The organism is Streptococcus canis, assembly GCF_900636575.1.
In the GTDB taxonomy this organism is placed as follows: domain Bacteria; phylum Bacillota; class Bacilli; order Lactobacillales; family Streptococcaceae; genus Streptococcus; species Streptococcus canis.
This window is the reverse complement of sequence record NZ_LR134293.1, coordinates 1623455-1639960: the sequence shown is the minus strand read 5'-3', so window position 1 is coordinate 1639960 and position 16506 is coordinate 1623455. Positions and strand designations below refer to the sequence as shown.

Genomic DNA, 16506 nt, shown 5'->3' with positions numbered 1-16506 from the left:
ATAGTATCAAAGTTTTACCTATCGCTATAAAAAGTCTACCCAGATGGCTCCTTCCTTATCTCAGAAACCAACTACAATGGCAATCCCAACTACACCTTCCGTAAATTATCTGGAGTGGATAGTAGCTTGAGTTTTGCTTATACGACGAAATAAAAAAGGATATGCTAACAATAATTGGATTTGTTAGCATATTATTTTCGTTTATCGTTGATTATTTAAAAACAATGTGCTAACATTGTTATAAAGTGTTAGCATATTGTTTTGGAGGTGGTGATATGGATTTGTTAGAGAAACCCGTTTATAATTATATAAAAAATAATCATGGAGTAATAACTTTTCGTGATATGGAAGAGCTTAACTTTCCTTATCAACAGCTGAATCAATTAGTCTCAAAAGGGAAAGTGGAATCAATTGAAAGAGGTATCTATCATCTGCCAGATACCTATATCGATGACTATTTTAGTTTACAGTACCGTTTTCCAAAAGGAATTTATTCCTTAGAAACAGCACTTTGGTTACATGGTCTGTCCCTTACCATTCCATTTGAGCCTGTGATGACTTTTCCTTTTGGGACAAATACGAGGCCAATGAAAGAAGCTGGTGTCAAGCCGATTGTTGCTAGAAAGTATCATGAAATCGGTATGATTAAACTGGAGCGACAGGCTGGACAGTTTATCTCAGTATATGATATGGAACGAACATTAGTGGAGTGTTTGAGAACAGCTTACCATGTTGATATTCAAGTTATTGCTCCAGCTTTTCAAGCTTACTTCAAAAGAGGAGCTGTAGATTACACTAAGTTGTATCACTATGCACAACTATTTAAAGTATCTGAAAAACTACAATCATATGTGGAGGTCTTGTCGTGAAATTTTCAAATGCTAATAGTTTCAAAGCCAAAGTCAAGAATATTGCAAGAGAAAAAGGGATACCTGCTCAACAAGTTCAGCAAAATTTTCTGATTGAACAAGTCTTAAAACTCATCTCAGAGAGCAAGTATAAAGATTCATTCATTGTAAAAGGTGGATTTCTTATCGGACAGATGATTGGCTTAGATAAACGGACGACAATGGATTTAGATGTTACCCTGAAAGGTCAACCTCTTAACGAAGAAAATATTCAATCAATCTTCAAAGAAATAATCAATCGACCTTCTGAAGGTTTCCAATTTGAAATTGATAAGTTAGAGCCAATTCGACAGGATGACGAATATGGTGGTTTTTCCCTTAAACTAAATGCGACATTTGACACCTTACGTGAAGTTGTCTTTATTGATATAACGACAGGTGACCATATTACGCCACGAGAAATTACATACCAATTACAATCCGTTTTCTCAGAGGATAAGCTAGAAGTTTGGACATATAATTTAGAAACAGTTCTTGCTGAAAAATTAGAAACCATTATAAGTCGAGGAGCTGCTTCAACTAGACCTCGTGACCGCTATGATCTCTATACATTGTACCACCTTCGAAAAGATGAGATTGATGTGCCCATATTGAATGCAGCTTTGCAGAATACTGCTAAAAAAAGAGAAAGTTTAGATATTTTGATAAATTGGGAAGAGCAACTAGAGACAATACGTAGCTCTGACTATCAGAAACAGCTTTGGTCTCGTTATCAAAAATCATTCAGATATGCCAGTGAAACGAGTTTTGAGGAATCTGTGGACATAGTGGCAATTATTTTAAATCATTTGGAGGTTTAGTTTTGTATGTTGACAGGAACTTTACAGATGATGGGGTATGAATTTTTCTTTACGTTCGATGAAGAAAGATTATCCTTGATTCCTAAAGAAGAGGAGAAGGATATGATTAGACATAGAAGTTGTCAATTCAATAAATGAGTAAGTTTATTTACGAAAAATGAAATAAGTGGTATCATAGTAATATCGAATTGGGGCGTGCTAGTCACGTCTGGGAGGGTCTGATGCGTCAGTCCTCCTTTTTTGTTTATTTTTAAGTATTCTTCAGAGGTTATCGGTTGTGCTTCCGATAGCTTTTTTCTTTTCCCTGAATTTATTGTGATAACAAAATCAAGCCTTCTTTTTTATGATGAGGAAAGAGTGACAAATTTTTGCTAGAGAATAAAAGAAAAGAAGGACACTTTATGACCAAAATATGTAATCATCACTTTCTTGTCAATCAGGAAAAAGGCGAGAAACACGTCTTTCGTAAGAGTAAAAAATACCGAACCCTTTGCTCGGTTGCCCTTGGAACCATGGTGACTGCTGTTGTTGCTTGGGGTGGAACAGTTGCACATGCTGATGAAGTTACATCATCCGTTGATACAACCATTCAACGGACGGAAAATCCAGCTACAAATTTACCAGAAGCACAGCCAAACCCTGTATCTGAACAAACCGAAAGTTTAGCGTTAACTGGACAATCTAACGGTGCGATTGCTGTCACCGTACCACACGATACGGTAACACAAGCAGTTGAGCAGGCAAATGCTGAAGGTGTTTCTACGGTTGAAGATAGCCCAATGGATTTAGGAAATACAACTTCTGCGTCAGAGACCAACCAACAAATTTCTAAAGCAGAAGCAGATGCCCAAAAACAAGTTGAGGTTATCAATGAAGTTACTGAAACCTACAAAGCTGATAAAGCAACATATGAATCGAATAAAGCCCGCATTGAACAAGAAAACAAGGAGTTGTCACAGGCCCACGAAGGGGCCAACCAAACTGGGAAAGAGTCAAACTCTTGGGTTGATACCAAAGTCACTGACTTAAAAAACAAGTATTCAGATGCTGAAGTGACCGTCAATGAACAAGTAGTTTCATCAGGAAACGGGACATCTGTACTTGACTATACAAACTATGGCAAGGCTGTTGAAACCATTCAATCAACTAACGAACAAGCTGTAGCGGATTATCTAACAAAGAAAACGAAGGCTGATGAAATTGTTGCGAAAAATCAGGCCATTCAAAAAGAAAATGAAGCTGGACTTGCAAAGGCAAAAGCGGATAATGAAGCCATTGAAGGGCGGAATCAGGCTGGTCAAGCAGCAGTAAATGCTGAAAACCAAGCCGGTCAAGCTGCAGTAGATAAAGCTAATCAAGAGAAACAAAAATTAGCTTCAGACCGAGCAGCTGAGATTGAAGCTATAACCAAACGCAATCAAGAAAAAGAAGAAGCCGCAAGAAAAGAAAATGAAGCGATTGATGCCTATAATGCGAAAGAATTGGAACGCTATCAACGTGACTTGTCCGAGATTTCAAAAGGTGAAGAAGGTTATATTTCTGAAGCCCTTGCTCAAGCTCTAAATCTCAATAACGGTGAACCACAAGCACAACATGGGGCCATTACCCGAAATCCTGATCAGATTATTTCAACTGGCGATGCTATGCTTGGGGGCTACTCAAGAATTTTGGATTCTACAGGATTCTTTGTTTATGATAGCTTCAAAACAGGTGAGACCCTCAGTTTTAACTATCAAAATCTTCAAAATGCACGATTTGATGGCAAAAAGATTAGTCGTGTGAATTACGATATTACCAACCTTGTGTCACCAGCTGGAACCAATTCCGTAAAATTGGTTGTACCTAACGATCCAACAGAGGGCTTTATTGCCTATCGAAATGATGGAAATGGGGATTGGCGAACAGACAAGATGGAGTTTCGTGTGGTTGCTAAGTATTTCTTGGAAGACGGTTCGCAAGTCACCTTCTCCAATGAAAAGCCAGGTGTTTTCACGCATTCTTCCCTCAATCATAATGATATTGGGCTAGAGTATGTAAAAGATTCCTCTGGAAAATTTGTGCCAATCAATGGCTCAACCGTTCAAGTGACCAATGAAGGTCTGGCCCGTTCTTTGGGTTCAAACCGTGCAAGTGATTTGAATTTACCTGAAGAATGGGATACGACATCTAGCCCTTATGCTTACAAAGGAGCTATTGTCTCAACGGTCACATCAGGCAATACCTACACAGTCACCTTTGGCCAAGGTGATATGCCACAAAATGTTGGATTGTCATACTGGTTTGCCTTAAATACCCTACCAGTTGCACGGACAGTAACACCTTATAGTCCCAAACCTCATGTAACGGTAGAACTTGAACCCGTTCCAGAACCTATTACGGTAACACCTGATGTCTTTACTCCAAAAAACTTTACACCAGAAAAACCAGTAACTTTCACGCCCAAGCCTTTGGAGGAAGTGGTGCAACCTAGTCTGACTTTGACCAAGGTAACGCTACCTGTCAAACCTATTCCAAAAGAACTACCAACACCACCTCAAGTACCGACTGTCCATTACCATGCGTACCGTTTGACGACAACTCCAGAAATTATGAAAGAAGTGGTGAATACGGACCAAGCTAATCTACATGAGAAAACAGTCGCAAAAAATTCAACGGTAATTTATCCTTTAACGGTCGATGCTCTATCTCCTAATCGTGCCAAAACGACTAGTCTCATGTTTGAGGACTACTTGCCTGCTGGCTATCTTTTTGATTTGGAAAAAACATTGGCTGAAAACGGGGACTACGAAGTGACTTTTGATGCGTCTAAAAACTTTGTGACCTTGACCGCAAAGGAAAACTTGTTGCAAGAAGTGAACAAAGATTTAACCACGGTATATCAATTGACTGCTCCAAAACTCTATGGTTCCGTTCAAAATGATGGGGCAACCTATTCTAATAGCTACAAGTTGCTTTTGAACAAGGGCACAGCCAATGCTTATACGGTCACTTCAAATGTGGTGACGGTTCGTACACCAGGTGATGGAGACACAACTACACTTATTACACCTGACAAGAACAATGAAAACGCGGATGGTGTTCTCATCAATGATACAATCGTAGCTCTTGGTACAACTAACCACTACCGATTGACTTGGGATTTGGACCAGTATCAAGGAGACCGTTCTGCTAAAGAGACCATTGCACGAGGTTTCTTCTTTGTGGATGATTTCCCAGAGGAAGTGCTTGATGTAGTGGAAAATGGGACAGCTATCACAACGCTTGATGGTCAGAAGGTATCAGGCATAACGGTTAAAACTTATACTTCACTAAATGATGCTCCTAAAGACCTTCAAGATAGATTAACTCGTGCCAAGATTACACCAACAGGTGCCTTCCAAGTCTTTATGCCGGATGACGACCAAGCCTTTTATGACCAGTATGTACAAACAGGAACCTCTTTAGCTCTTTTGACCAAAATGACCGTCAAAGGTAGTCTATACGGTCAGATAAAGACGTATACAAATAAGGCATACCAAGTTGATTTTGGAAATGGTGCGACACGTTTCTCTATAAGTGCTTAGCACGAAAAGAGAGGATTCACGGTAAACGTGAATAACAACTAATAATTCGACAGTTGGAATGAAAGCCGTCATGTTGGCTGAAACAACTGGTTTGATACTCCTGCATGCGTTTGAGTGTAACAGCACTCAAGGGTATGAAGCCAGGTAAAGTCGGCAGAACTGCTCCTAAGTGAAGTAGCTAATTCATACGGAAAAGGATATGCCGGAACGCCATAAACTATCTATGGTGAGAATGTCTCAAAGAAGAGACTGACGAACTTGCGAATGTACGGGTCTAAACGAAGACGTATCAGAAATGATATAAGGTTGCGACCGCAACGAATGTTACCGATAAGTAAGAGTCGTTACTATGAACATCGGGATAGCGAACAAGGACGATATAAACATTCAGGCTCACAGTAAGCACCTAAGGATAGAAATGTAAGGCTAGAATTATTGGAACGTGGAAAGCGAGAAACACTCATATCAAACGACTGTTATCGGAGTGTTGGATATAAGATAAGATATCGAAATTCCTTAATTCTCGTGAGAGTAGGGGCACAGTACCGATGAAGCGTCTAATACACGTGGAGGGATAGCCCCAAGACTTGTTCTTTGACAATTAAATACTAGAATAAATGAAACTCACAAGGTCGAGTAAGATGATGGGACTAACAACAGTTAGGAGATGAACCATCAGTGAGTACACTATTACGATATTACGAATACTATCAGATGCAAGAAATGTTTGATTGGCTTTATCAATGTAGTTTGGCCAATCAGACGTTCGGTATCAATCTTTACGATATTATCATTTCTGAGAATAATATCTTACTAGCTTATCGTATTATAAAATCAAATACAGGCTCGAAGACAGCTGGTACAGATAGACAAACTATCAGAGATTTTACCATCAAGAATCAGGATGAATTTATCAAAGAAATCAGACTAGCAATGAAGGACTACAAGCCTCAGACGGTTAGACGAGTAGATATTCCCAAACCAAATGGCAAAACGAGACCTCTGGGGATACCTACCATGAGAGACAGACTAATTCAACAGATGATAAAGCAGGTTTTGGAACCCATTTGTGAAGCAAAATTTTACAAACATTCTTATGGTTTCCGTCCAAATCGCTCCACTCATCATGCAATAGCTAGATGTCAGTTTCTGATGAATCAGTCAACCTTTCACCACGTGGTTGATATTGATATTCAAGGGTTCTTTGATAATGTGAACCATACCAAGTTGCTTAAGCAGATGTATACAATTGGTATAAGAGACAAAAGGGTATTAGCTATTATCAGTAAAATGCTAAAAGCACCAATAGTTCGCCAAGGTATTCCACAAAAAGGAACACCACAAGGAGCGATATTATCCCCCTTATTGTCTAACATTGTACTGAATGATTTAGACCAATGGATAGCTAGTCAATGGGAGAATTTCCCGACACGGCGTCATTATACCAAACTAAACAAATATCCTGCTTTACAACAAACAAAGCTTAAGGAAATGTATATAGTACGATACGCAGATGATTTTAAAATCTTCACTAAGAACCATAAGATAGCTTGGAAAGTATTTCATGCGGTAGAGGGTTATGTAAAAGCTCACCTCAAACTGAACATTTCCAAAGAAAAGTCTAAGGTTACAAATTTGAGAAGAAGGAGTTCGGAGTTTCTTGGTTTTGAATTGAAGGCTATCAAGAAACATAAGAAATATATAGCCAGAACAAGCGTATCGGGTAAGAATAAAAAGATTATCAGAGAGAAGATAGTCAGGTACTTGAAAACAATTCAAAGTAGTCCTACATGACAGAATATTAGCCTTTATAACAGTTATATTCTAGGAATACACGGCTACTATGGTATTGCGACACATGTTAATGTTGATTTCTCTGAATTAGCCTATTCTCTTCTTTATACACAATACAATCATTTGAAGAATATAGGAAAGTATGAGATTCCAAGAAGTCCTCCTGAAGTTTATAGGAAATTTTATAAAAATAAAATGAGGACGTTCAAAATTGGCTCTACTTACCTCTATCCATTAGCAGACGTCAAATGGCGAATGGCTAGAAATTTTACTCAGAAACTATGTCCTTACACCATTGAGGGACGAAATTTGATATATCAAAAGCTAAAGTCAAATATTGTTACAGAGCTGCAAGAACTCCAAAAGTTAACGCACGAGACAATGACTTTAGAGTTTGGGGATAATCGCCTATCGAAATATTCCATGCAACATGGGAAGTGCCGAATTACAGGACAATTCTTGAAAGCAGAGGATATTCACTGTCATCACATTGTTCCCAAATATTTGGGAGGGACAGATAGGTTTGATAATCTAGTCATTATCCATAAATGGCTACATAAACTAATTCATGCGGTTGAACCTCAAATGATTGAAAAGTATAAACGACCATTCAATTTGACTGGAAAACAAATTGAAAGAGTAAACTATTATCGTGAAAAATGTAATTTAACTAGTATTTAATTTAAAGAGTAAGTTGGAACGCCATATGCGGTGAAAGTCGCACGTACGGTGTGGAGCAGGGGAAAAGCTAGAGAATGAACGGATTATTGTTTGCAAGAATAATCGACTTTCAAAAGCTTACCTATTGCTATGCTATGAGACCAAAGAAGTGACCAACACCCTTGTTTCTCCAGAACCAACGAAACAAAACCTTAATAAAGACAAAGTGGATATCAATGGGAAGCCCATGCTTGTGGGAACTCAAAATTACTATACTCTTTCATGGGACCTGGACCAATACCGAGGTATTAAAGCAGACAACTCTCAGATTACTCAAGGCTTTTACTTTGTGGATGATTATCCAGAAGAAGCTCTACTGCCGAATGAAACAGCTATTCAGTTTATCACATCTGACGGCAAGCCAGTTTCAGGAGTCACTGTGAAGTCCTATTCTCATCTGTCAGAAGCTCCTAAAACGCTACAAGAAGTCTTTTCTAAACGGAACATTCAGCCCAAAGGTGCTTTCCAAGTCTTTATGCCAGAAGATCCACAAGCCTTCTATGAAAACTATGTGACCAAGGGTGAGAACATTACCATTGTTACTCCGATGACTGTTTTGGACTCCATGCTTAATTCAGGAAAATCTTATGAAAATGTAGCCTATCAAGTAGATTTTGGGCAGGCTTATGAAACCAATACGGTAACCAATTTTGTCCCTAAAGTAAACCCACACAAGTCTAATACCAATCAAGAAGGCATTTCTATTGATGGAAAGACTGTCCTTCCGAACACGGTCAATTATTACAAAATTGCTCTAGATTACAATCAATACAAGGACATGTTAGTGACGGATGATGTTCTTGCCAAGGGATTTTACATGGTGGACGATTACCCAGAAGAAGCCCTTACTCTAAATCCTGATGGCATTCAGATTTTGGATAAGGCTGGCAATCGTGTTTCTGGTATCTCTGTCAGCACATACGCTAGTTTGTCAGAAGCTCCGAAAGTCGTTCAAGATGCCATGGCTCAACGACAGTTTACACCTAAAGGAGCTATTCAAGTCTTAAGCGCTGATGATCCAAAAGCTTTTTATGAGATCTATGTCAAGACTGGTCAAACCTTGGTTGTCACCCTTCCGATGACAGTTAAGAATGAGCTGACCAAAACAGGTGGTCAGTATGAAAATACAGCCTATCAGATTGATTTTGGAATGGCCTATGTGACGGAAACAGTGGTTAATAATGTTCCCAAACTAGACCCACAAAAAGATGTGGTGATTGACTTGTCTCATAAAGATAACAGCCTTGATGGGAAAGAAGTGGCCTTGAATCAAATCTTTAACTATCGCTTAGTTGGAGCGATGATTCCAAACAATCGTGCGACTGCCCTATTTGATTATGGGTTTAAAGATGATTATGATGAAAAGCGTGATGAATATAACGGTGTTTACCGTAGCTATCTGATGACGGATGTCACCCTCAAAGATGGTTCGCTGCTAAAAGCGGGGACAGAAGTCACGAAATATACCTTACAACAGGTAGACACAGAAAATGGCCTCGTGTCAATTTCATTTGATAAATCCTTCTTAGAAACCATCTCAGATAACTCATCCTTCCAAGCAGATGTCTATCTTCAGATGAAACGGATTGCGGCTGGTCAGGTGGAGAATACCTATCTTCATACCGTAAATGGTTATGTCATCAGTTCAAATACAGTTGTAACAAGTACTCCTGAACCAGAAGTGCCGGCTCCAAATCAACCAACACCACCTCAACCACCGATTGACATTACTGAACCTCCCGTTCCTGCAAGTGTTTTGCCGAATACAGGGGAACATGAATCCCTTTTGGGCTTAATTGGAGCTGGAATCCTTCTTGGTACAGCTTATGGACTGAAGAAAAAGGAGGAGAAGTAAATGAATCCAAAAACCATTTATGAAAAGGATTCAGACTATGATGGTCTGACAGATGCACAGGAATTAGCTCTGGGAACAAATCCGCATTCTCTTGATTCAGATGGTGATGGTCATTCAGATTTAGAGGAAGTACAAGCTGGTTATTCGCCACTAGTCCCTCAAAAGGAGTTGTGCGATGACTTGGAACTTTGACACTATGAAACAAGCTTTATCTGAAATGGAAAAGGTCGATTACCAAGTGTTTATCAAGGCCTTTCTCTCCTTGGAACTAAGTATCTCTGATAGAACAATCCTCAATCAAGTTTATCAAGATTATATGGATGAAGATGACTTATCCTTGATTAGCGATGAACTAAGAGTCAAAGTCGATGGCTATCAGGATGAGGTGCAAGCAGATATTACGGATATTCTGGAAAAATTGTATGGCACAGGCGAGGGCACTAGTTTTATCATGGATGTCATGTCTTCGAATAGTCTTTCTGACACGATGGATCAATATGAAATTTTGGATAGTGAAGACTATTCCTTAATCGGTCTTGAAACCTTACAGGCTATGATTCAACAGGACTTAGCCATTTCCAGTCAGGATTATTTTGGCGACTTGGTTCACCTAGCTTTGCAGAAAGAGTTACTAGACCAGAGAAGTCATTTCTTACAACACTATGTGGCGACTTTGATGGAAGGTATGCCACAAGAAAAAGACCAACGAGCCTTGGTCCTAGACTAAAACGAAGGGCTGAGAATAGACTCTCAGCTCTTTTTTGATGGGAGGAACGAATGAATCAAGAAGTTTTACTACAGATGTTGCGGGCTACCATTCCTCGTGACAGAGCCATGCTTGAAGCATTTTTGTATTACCAAGCAAACTACTTTGATGAGGATTGGGACAGCCTTATCCAAGAATTTATTGCGAATAGAAAGGAAGTCCAAAGTCCTGTTCAGGTACTTCATTTTGAGACGGACGTTTCAGCTTTTGTACAGGCTAGTCCTTATGATACTGCTCATGACCTGTTGACTTATACTCAAGTATTCGGTCAACAGGGTCTCCAGAAACTTGACAAATTATCACAATCAGAAAAAGACTTGGTGGTTGAAGTAGCCATGTTCAATCTAGCCACACGTTTTCAACTATTGGATTCCAATGGTCACTACCAAACCATATCGTCAGCTTCTCTGCTAGAAAAAGGTAAGGGAGCTAATCTGGTCAATGTGTACCGTGTGGCCAATAATTTAGCAGATCGCATCAGTCGGGATATTGAACAGTTTCTCTTGACCTACCAACCTGAGTTAGAAACAAGAGTTGATGAAACTTTTCAAGAAAATGAAGAAACTGTTGATGAGCACGAAACAAGTGTTCATCAAGCAATATCTTTTCGAGAAGAGGGCTTTCTGGTTATTGCCAGTTTGGATGTAGATCTGTCTCAACTGGATATCCGAACTGGAAAAACAAGTCATCTGCCAGCTTATGAAGAGTTATCTTTACTACGTAAATTTGAGATACTAACATATTTTGACCAAATTCGAAATGAACGTTCCAAAGCCCCAAGTTTTAGACGAGGTGATTTTGACACTGAAATGGAAATGACACCAGTCTTTGATGGCGAGGAGTTACTCGCCTATCTAGAGGCTGATGGTAGATTCTATGAGTTGAAACGAACCTTGACTCAAGTTGAGGAAAAGGAATTAGAAAAAATTGGACAAGCCATTAGGACAGAAAATCAAGAGAAATTGACTCGGGTAGGGATTGATTTATCTCAGTTTGAACCAGACCAAATCGGTATTTTATTGGATGCCGCAGGTCGTTTTCGTTTGAAAAATGCGGATCTTGCTTTATTAGGTGGCTATCCCAAAGCCTCGGTAACTCAACTAGCTCTTGCAACGGAATTGCTTCAGATGGGGTTGAGTCATGAAAAAGTTGAATTTTTCTTTGGCAGTCAGCTTCCATTAAAAGAACTGCGACAGGTTGCTTATGCCTTTTTACATGAAGAATTAAGCCGAGAAGATGCGGAGCGATTTGAAAAAGCTAAGAGTAGTCAATCGGACTTGAACCTACGGGATTGGAAGAGCAAGCTAGAGAAACCTAAGATGAAAGAAGTGGTTGATGAAGCGTTTGAGGGAAATCCACTTGTTCAGATGGTTTTGGACAACTATCCGCTTGGGTCGTTGGTTTCCTATAAAGGACAGGACTTTGAAGTGACGTCTGTCAGTGATGCTCGATTAAACGGCTTGATTCGAATTGAGTTGGTTAATGATTTCTCCGATATGATTGAACAAAATCCAGTTCTTTATTTGAGAACATGGGAGGAAATTAGTCAGGCGCTTCATATCCCAAAGCCAGAACCAAAAGTAGAGTTGGACGAACCAGAACAAGAGTTGAATCTTTTTTCATTTCTGGAAGAGGAAACAAGTCAATCCGTTAATGAAGCTGTTCAGAACATTGGAGTTTTGGATCCAGAACAATCGGAAGAAGTTAGTCATGACAGTGAAAAGCCAACCATTTATGTACCAGAAGAAGTGCTTGTAGAATCAATTCCAGATATTCCAACAACGGATTTCCATTTCCCAGAAGATTTGACGAATTTTTACCCTAAAACTGCTAGGGATAAGGTTGAAACCAATCTAGCTGCTATTCGTTTGGTGAAAACACTTGAAGCAGAAGAACGACAAGCTACTCTACATGAACAAGAACTGCTGGCCAAGTATGTAGGCTGGGGAGGGCTTGCCAATGATTTCTTTGATGACTATAATCCGAAGTTCTCAAAGGAACGTGAAGAACTCAAAAACTTAGTCTCAGGTAAAGAATACTCAGATATGAAACAGTCCTCTCTGACGGCTTATTACACAGAACCTGCCCTTATCCGTCAGATGTGGGATAAGTTGGAAAGAGATGGGTTTACAGGCGGTAAAATTCTAGACCCTTCCATGGGAACAGGGAATTTCTTTGCGGCTATGCCAACACATTTGAGAGATAAAAGTAAGTTGTATGGTGTGGAGTTAGATACCATTACAGGAGCCATTGCCAAGCACCTTCACCCGAATAGCCATATTGAGGTCAAAGGATTTGAGACGGTTGCTTTTAATGATGATAGTTTTGATTTGGTGATTTCAAATGTGCCATTTGCCAATATTCGGATCGCGGATAACAGGTACGATAAGCCTTACATGATTCATGACTATTTTGTCAAAAGGTCACTTGATTTGGTGCATGATGGTGGGCAAGTAGCCATTATTTCATCTACAGGAACCATGGATAAGCGAACCGAAAACATTTTACAAGATATTCGTGAGACAACTGACTTTCTTGGAGGGGTTCGCTTGCCTGATACTGCCTTTAAGTCCATTGCAGGAACGAATGTTACAACGGATATGTTGTTCTTCCAAAAACACTTGAACAAGGGATATGTGGCAGATGACTTAGCCTTTTCAGGGTCTATTCGTTATGATAAGGACAACCGTATTTGGCTCAATCCTTACTTTGATGGAGAATACAATAGCCAAGTGCTAGGAACCTATGAGGTTAGAAACTTTAACGGTGGAACACTTTCTGTTAAGGGGACTAGTGACAACTTGGTTGCTAGTGTCCAGACTGCTCTGAATCAAGTAAAAGCCCCAAGGGAGATTGATCGAAATGAGGTCATCATTAACCCAGATGTATTGACCAAACAAGTGATTGATACCTCGATTCCACCTGATATTAGAGAAAATCTAGGTCAGTACAGTTTTGGCTATCAGGGTTCTATAATTTACTATCGAGATAACAAAGGTATTCGAGTGGGGACCAAGACGGAAGAAATCAGTTACTATGTCGATGAAGAGGGTAACTTCAAAGCTTGGGATTCTAAATACTCTCAAAAACAGATTGATCGCTTTAATAGCTTAGAAGTCACAAATAGCACTGCTCTGGATGTTTATGTGACTGATGATGCAGCAAAACGAGGTCAGTTTAAAGGGTTATATAAAAAGACAGTTTTCTATGAAGCTCCCTTATCTGAGAAAGAAGTAGCACGAATCAAAGGAATGGTGGACATTCGTAATGCCTATCAAGAAGTCATAGCTATTCAACGCTATTATGACTATGATAAAGGCGAGTTCAACTACTTGTTAGGCAAACTCAATCGTACCTATGACACATTCGTCAAACGCTATGGGTATTTGAATAGTGCTGTCAATCGTAATCTCTTTGATAGTGATGATAAGTATTCGCTTCTTGCTAGTTTAGAAGATGAAAGTCTGGATCCAAGTGGAAAGTCTGTTATCTATACTAAATCCCTTGCCTTTGAGAAGGCTCTAGTGCGTCCTGAAAAAGAGGTTAAAAAGGTACACACTGCCCTTGATGCCTTAAATTCCAGTTTAGCAGACGGTCGTGGTGTTGATTTTGCTTATATGATGTCCATTTATCAGGTTGATTCTAAGGCAGTTTTGATCGAGGAATTAGGGGACTATATTATGCCAGATCCTGAGAAGTATTTAAATGGAGAATTGACCTATGTTTCTCGCCAAGATTTTCTGTCAGGTGATGTCGTTAGCAAGTTAGAAGTGGTGGACCTATTCGTCAAACAAGACAATCAGGACTTTAACTGGTCGCATTATGCAGGGTTACTAGAAGCGGTCAAACCAGCACGCATCACCTTGGCAGACATTGATTATCGAATCGGTTCACGCTGGATTCCTTTGTCTGTTTACGGAAAATTTGCCCAAGAAACCTTTATGGGGAAAGTCTATGGACTGTCTGACCAAGAAGTAGCGACAGTCCTTGAAGTCAGTCCCATTGACGGGGTCATCACATACCAATCTAAGTTTGCCTACACCTATTCCAACGCAACGGATAGGAGTCTAGGTGTCCCTGCTTCACGCTATGATAGTGGTCGAAAGATCTTTGAAAATCTCCTGAATTCCAATCAACCAACCATCACAAAACAAATTGTCGAAGGGGATAAGAAAAAGAATGTAACGGATGTGGAGAAAACAACGGTACTGTGTGCCAAGGAAACGCACCTACAAGAGCTATTTCAAGACTATGTGTCAAGGTATCCAGAAGTCCAACAGATGATTGAAGACACCTATAATAGTCTCTATAATCGTACAGTATCTCAGGTTTATGATGGTAGCCATTTAACCATTGATGGACTCGCCCAGAATATTTCTTTACGACCTCACCAAAAGAATGCCATTCAACGGATTGTGGAGGAGAAACGTGCCCTACTAGCCCATGAGGTAGGGTCTGGAAAAACCTTGACCATGCTTGGAGCTGGCTTTAAATTGAAGGAATTAGGGATGGTGCATAAGCCTCTTTATGTTGTCCCTTCTAGTCTGACTGCACAGTTTGGTCAAGAAATTATGAAGTTCTTCCCAACCAAGAAAGTCTATGTGACCACCAAGAAAGACTTTGCCAAAGCCAAACGTAAACAGTTCGTCTCACGGATTATCACAGGGGACTATGATGCCATTGTCATTGGGGATTCCCAGTTTGAGAAGATTCCGATGAGTCGAGAGAAGCAGGTCACCTATATTAATGACAAACTCGAGCAGCTTCGTGAAATCAAGTTAGGAAGTGATAGTGATTATACGGTGAAAGAAGCGGAACGTTCGATTAAGGGACTGGAACACCAGTTGGAAGAACTCCAAAAACTGGAACGAGATACCTTTATTGAATTTGAAAACCTTGGCATTGATTTTCTATTTGTGGATGAGGCTCATCACTTCAAGAATATCCGTCCAATCACAGGACTTGGCAATGTAGCAGGAATCACCAATACCACTTCTAAAAAGAACGTGGATATGGAGATGAAGGTCAGACAGGTTCAGGCGGAGCATGGCGATAGAAATGTCGTTTTTGCGACAGGAACACCAGTCTCAAACTCCATTAGTGAACTCTATACCATGATGAATTACATTCAACCAGACGTCTTAGAACGATACCAGGTTTCTAATTTTGACTCGTGGGTCGGGGCTTTTGGGAACATTGAGAACTCTATGGAGCTAGCCCCAACAGGGGATAAATACCAACCTAAGAAACGCTTTAAGAAGTTTGTCAACCTTCCTGAACTTATGCGGATTTATAAGGAGACTGCAGATATTCAGACCTCAGACATGCTTGATTTACCCGTTCCTGAAGCTAAGATTATTGCGGTAGAAAGTGAATTAACAGAGGCTCAAAAATATTATTTAGAAGAACTGGTAGAGCGTTCAGACGCTATCAAATCAGGCAGTGTTGACCCGTCTGTCGATAATATGCTTAAAATCACAGGCGAAGCCAGAAAACTGGCCATTGATATGCGATTGATTGACCCTGCTTATACCTTATCAGACAATCAGAAAATCCTACAAGTAGTTGATAATGTCGAACGAATCTATAGTGAAGGAGCTGGAGACAAGGCTACTCAGATGATTTTCTCTGATATTGGAACACCTAAAAGTAGGGAAGAAGGTTTTGATGTTTATAATGAACTTAAAGACCTACTTGTCGATCGAGGGATTCCCAAAGAACAGATTGCCTTTGTGCATGATGCCAATACCGATGAGAAGAAAAATTCCCTATCAAGAAAAGTCAATAGTGGGGAAGTTCGGATTCTAATGGCATCTACGGAAAAAGGTGGAACGGGTCTAAACGTGCAATCACGCATGAAAGCTGTCCACCACTTAGATGTTCCCTGGAGGCCTTCTGATATTGTACAGCGAAATGGTAGGCTCATCCGACAAGGGAATATGCACCAAGAGGTGGATATTTATCACTACATTACCAAAGGAAGCTTTGACAATTACCTCTGGGTGCGACATGAAGTCGCTTAATTGAACTGTCTGGCATGATGACCAGACCAACTATTCCGTTAGTTGAGCCAAGTATCAACTGCATGTTCGCCATGTGG

The 16506-nt window shown here is 39.9% G+C and carries 7 protein-coding genes and 3 pseudogenes; all 10 read left to right on the top strand.

Annotated features, from left to right (window positions below):
- Positions 1–30: 30 nt before the first annotated feature.
- A pseudogene (locus EL097_RS11250) lies at positions 31–153 on the top strand (CHAP domain-containing protein); the annotation flags it as partial.
- Positions 154–275: 122 nt separating this feature from the next.
- Positions 276–869 (top strand): type IV toxin-antitoxin system AbiEi family antitoxin domain-containing protein, encoded by a 594-nt coding sequence (locus EL097_RS08290; RefSeq protein WP_003048410.1) that lies wholly within the window; start codon positions 276–278, stop codon positions 867–869.
- Positions 866–1708 (top strand): nucleotidyl transferase AbiEii/AbiGii toxin family protein, encoded by an 843-nt coding sequence (locus EL097_RS08285; protein WP_003048412.1) that lies wholly within the window; start codon positions 866–868, stop codon positions 1706–1708. The genes EL097_RS08290 and EL097_RS08285 overlap by 4 nt, the downstream gene beginning before the upstream one ends.
- 401 nt (positions 1709–2109) lie before the next feature.
- Positions 2110–5244 (top strand): annotated as a pseudogene (locus EL097_RS08275) (SspB-related isopeptide-forming adhesin); the annotation flags it as partial.
- Positions 5245–5985: 741 nt separating this feature from the next.
- Positions 5986–7065 carry a group II intron reverse transcriptase/maturase gene (gene ltrA, locus EL097_RS10975; RefSeq protein WP_232013338.1) on the top strand — a complete coding sequence of 360 codons (1080 nt, stop codon included), beginning with the start codon at positions 5986–5988 and terminating at the stop codon, positions 7063–7065.
- Positions 7066–7260: 195 nt separating this feature from the next.
- A complete protein-coding gene (locus tag EL097_RS10970) occupies positions 7261–7746 on the top strand; it encodes an HNH endonuclease (RefSeq protein WP_232013337.1) in 486 nt (161 codons plus the stop codon).
- A 133-nt stretch (positions 7747–7879) separates the two neighbouring features.
- Positions 7880–9640, top strand: a pseudogene (locus EL097_RS08265) (SspB-related isopeptide-forming adhesin); the annotation flags it as partial.
- The gene (locus EL097_RS08260) at positions 9641–9832 is read left to right on the top strand and encodes a thrombospondin type 3 repeat-containing protein (RefSeq protein WP_003048420.1); all 192 of its coding nucleotides are present in this window, start codon (positions 9641–9643) and stop codon (positions 9830–9832) included.
- Positions 9816–10367: a hypothetical protein gene (locus tag EL097_RS08255; protein ID WP_003048422.1), complete on the top strand. Its 552-nt coding sequence runs from the start codon at positions 9816–9818 to the stop codon at positions 10365–10367. Before EL097_RS08260 ends, EL097_RS08255 begins: the two co-directional genes overlap by 17 nt.
- 50 nt (positions 10368–10417) lie before the next feature.
- Entirely contained in the window at positions 10418–16429 is a 6012-nt protein-coding gene (locus EL097_RS08250) for an SNF2-related protein (RefSeq protein ID WP_129545019.1), read from the top strand.
- Positions 16430–16506: the final 77 nt, after the last annotated feature.

Bases quoted from the DNA above. Each gene is read 5' to 3' on its own strand.
- EL097_RS08290 (WP_003048410.1), top strand. From the start codon at position 276: ATGGATTTGTTAGAGAAACCCGTTTATAATTATATAAAAAATAATCAT.
- ltrA (WP_232013338.1), top strand. From the start codon at position 5,986: ATGCAAGAAATGTTTGATTGGCTTTATCAATGTAGTTTGGCCAATCAG.
- EL097_RS10970 (WP_232013337.1), top strand. From the start codon at position 7,261: ATGAGGACGTTCAAAATTGGCTCTACTTACCTCTATCCATTAGCAGAC.
- EL097_RS08260 (WP_003048420.1), top strand. From the start codon at position 9,641: ATGAATCCAAAAACCATTTATGAAAAGGATTCAGACTATGATGGTCTG.
- EL097_RS08255 (WP_003048422.1), top strand. From the start codon at position 9,816: ATGACTTGGAACTTTGACACTATGAAACAAGCTTTATCTGAAATGGAA.
- EL097_RS08250 (WP_129545019.1), top strand. From the start codon at position 10,418: ATGAATCAAGAAGTTTTACTACAGATGTTGCGGGCTACCATTCCTCGT.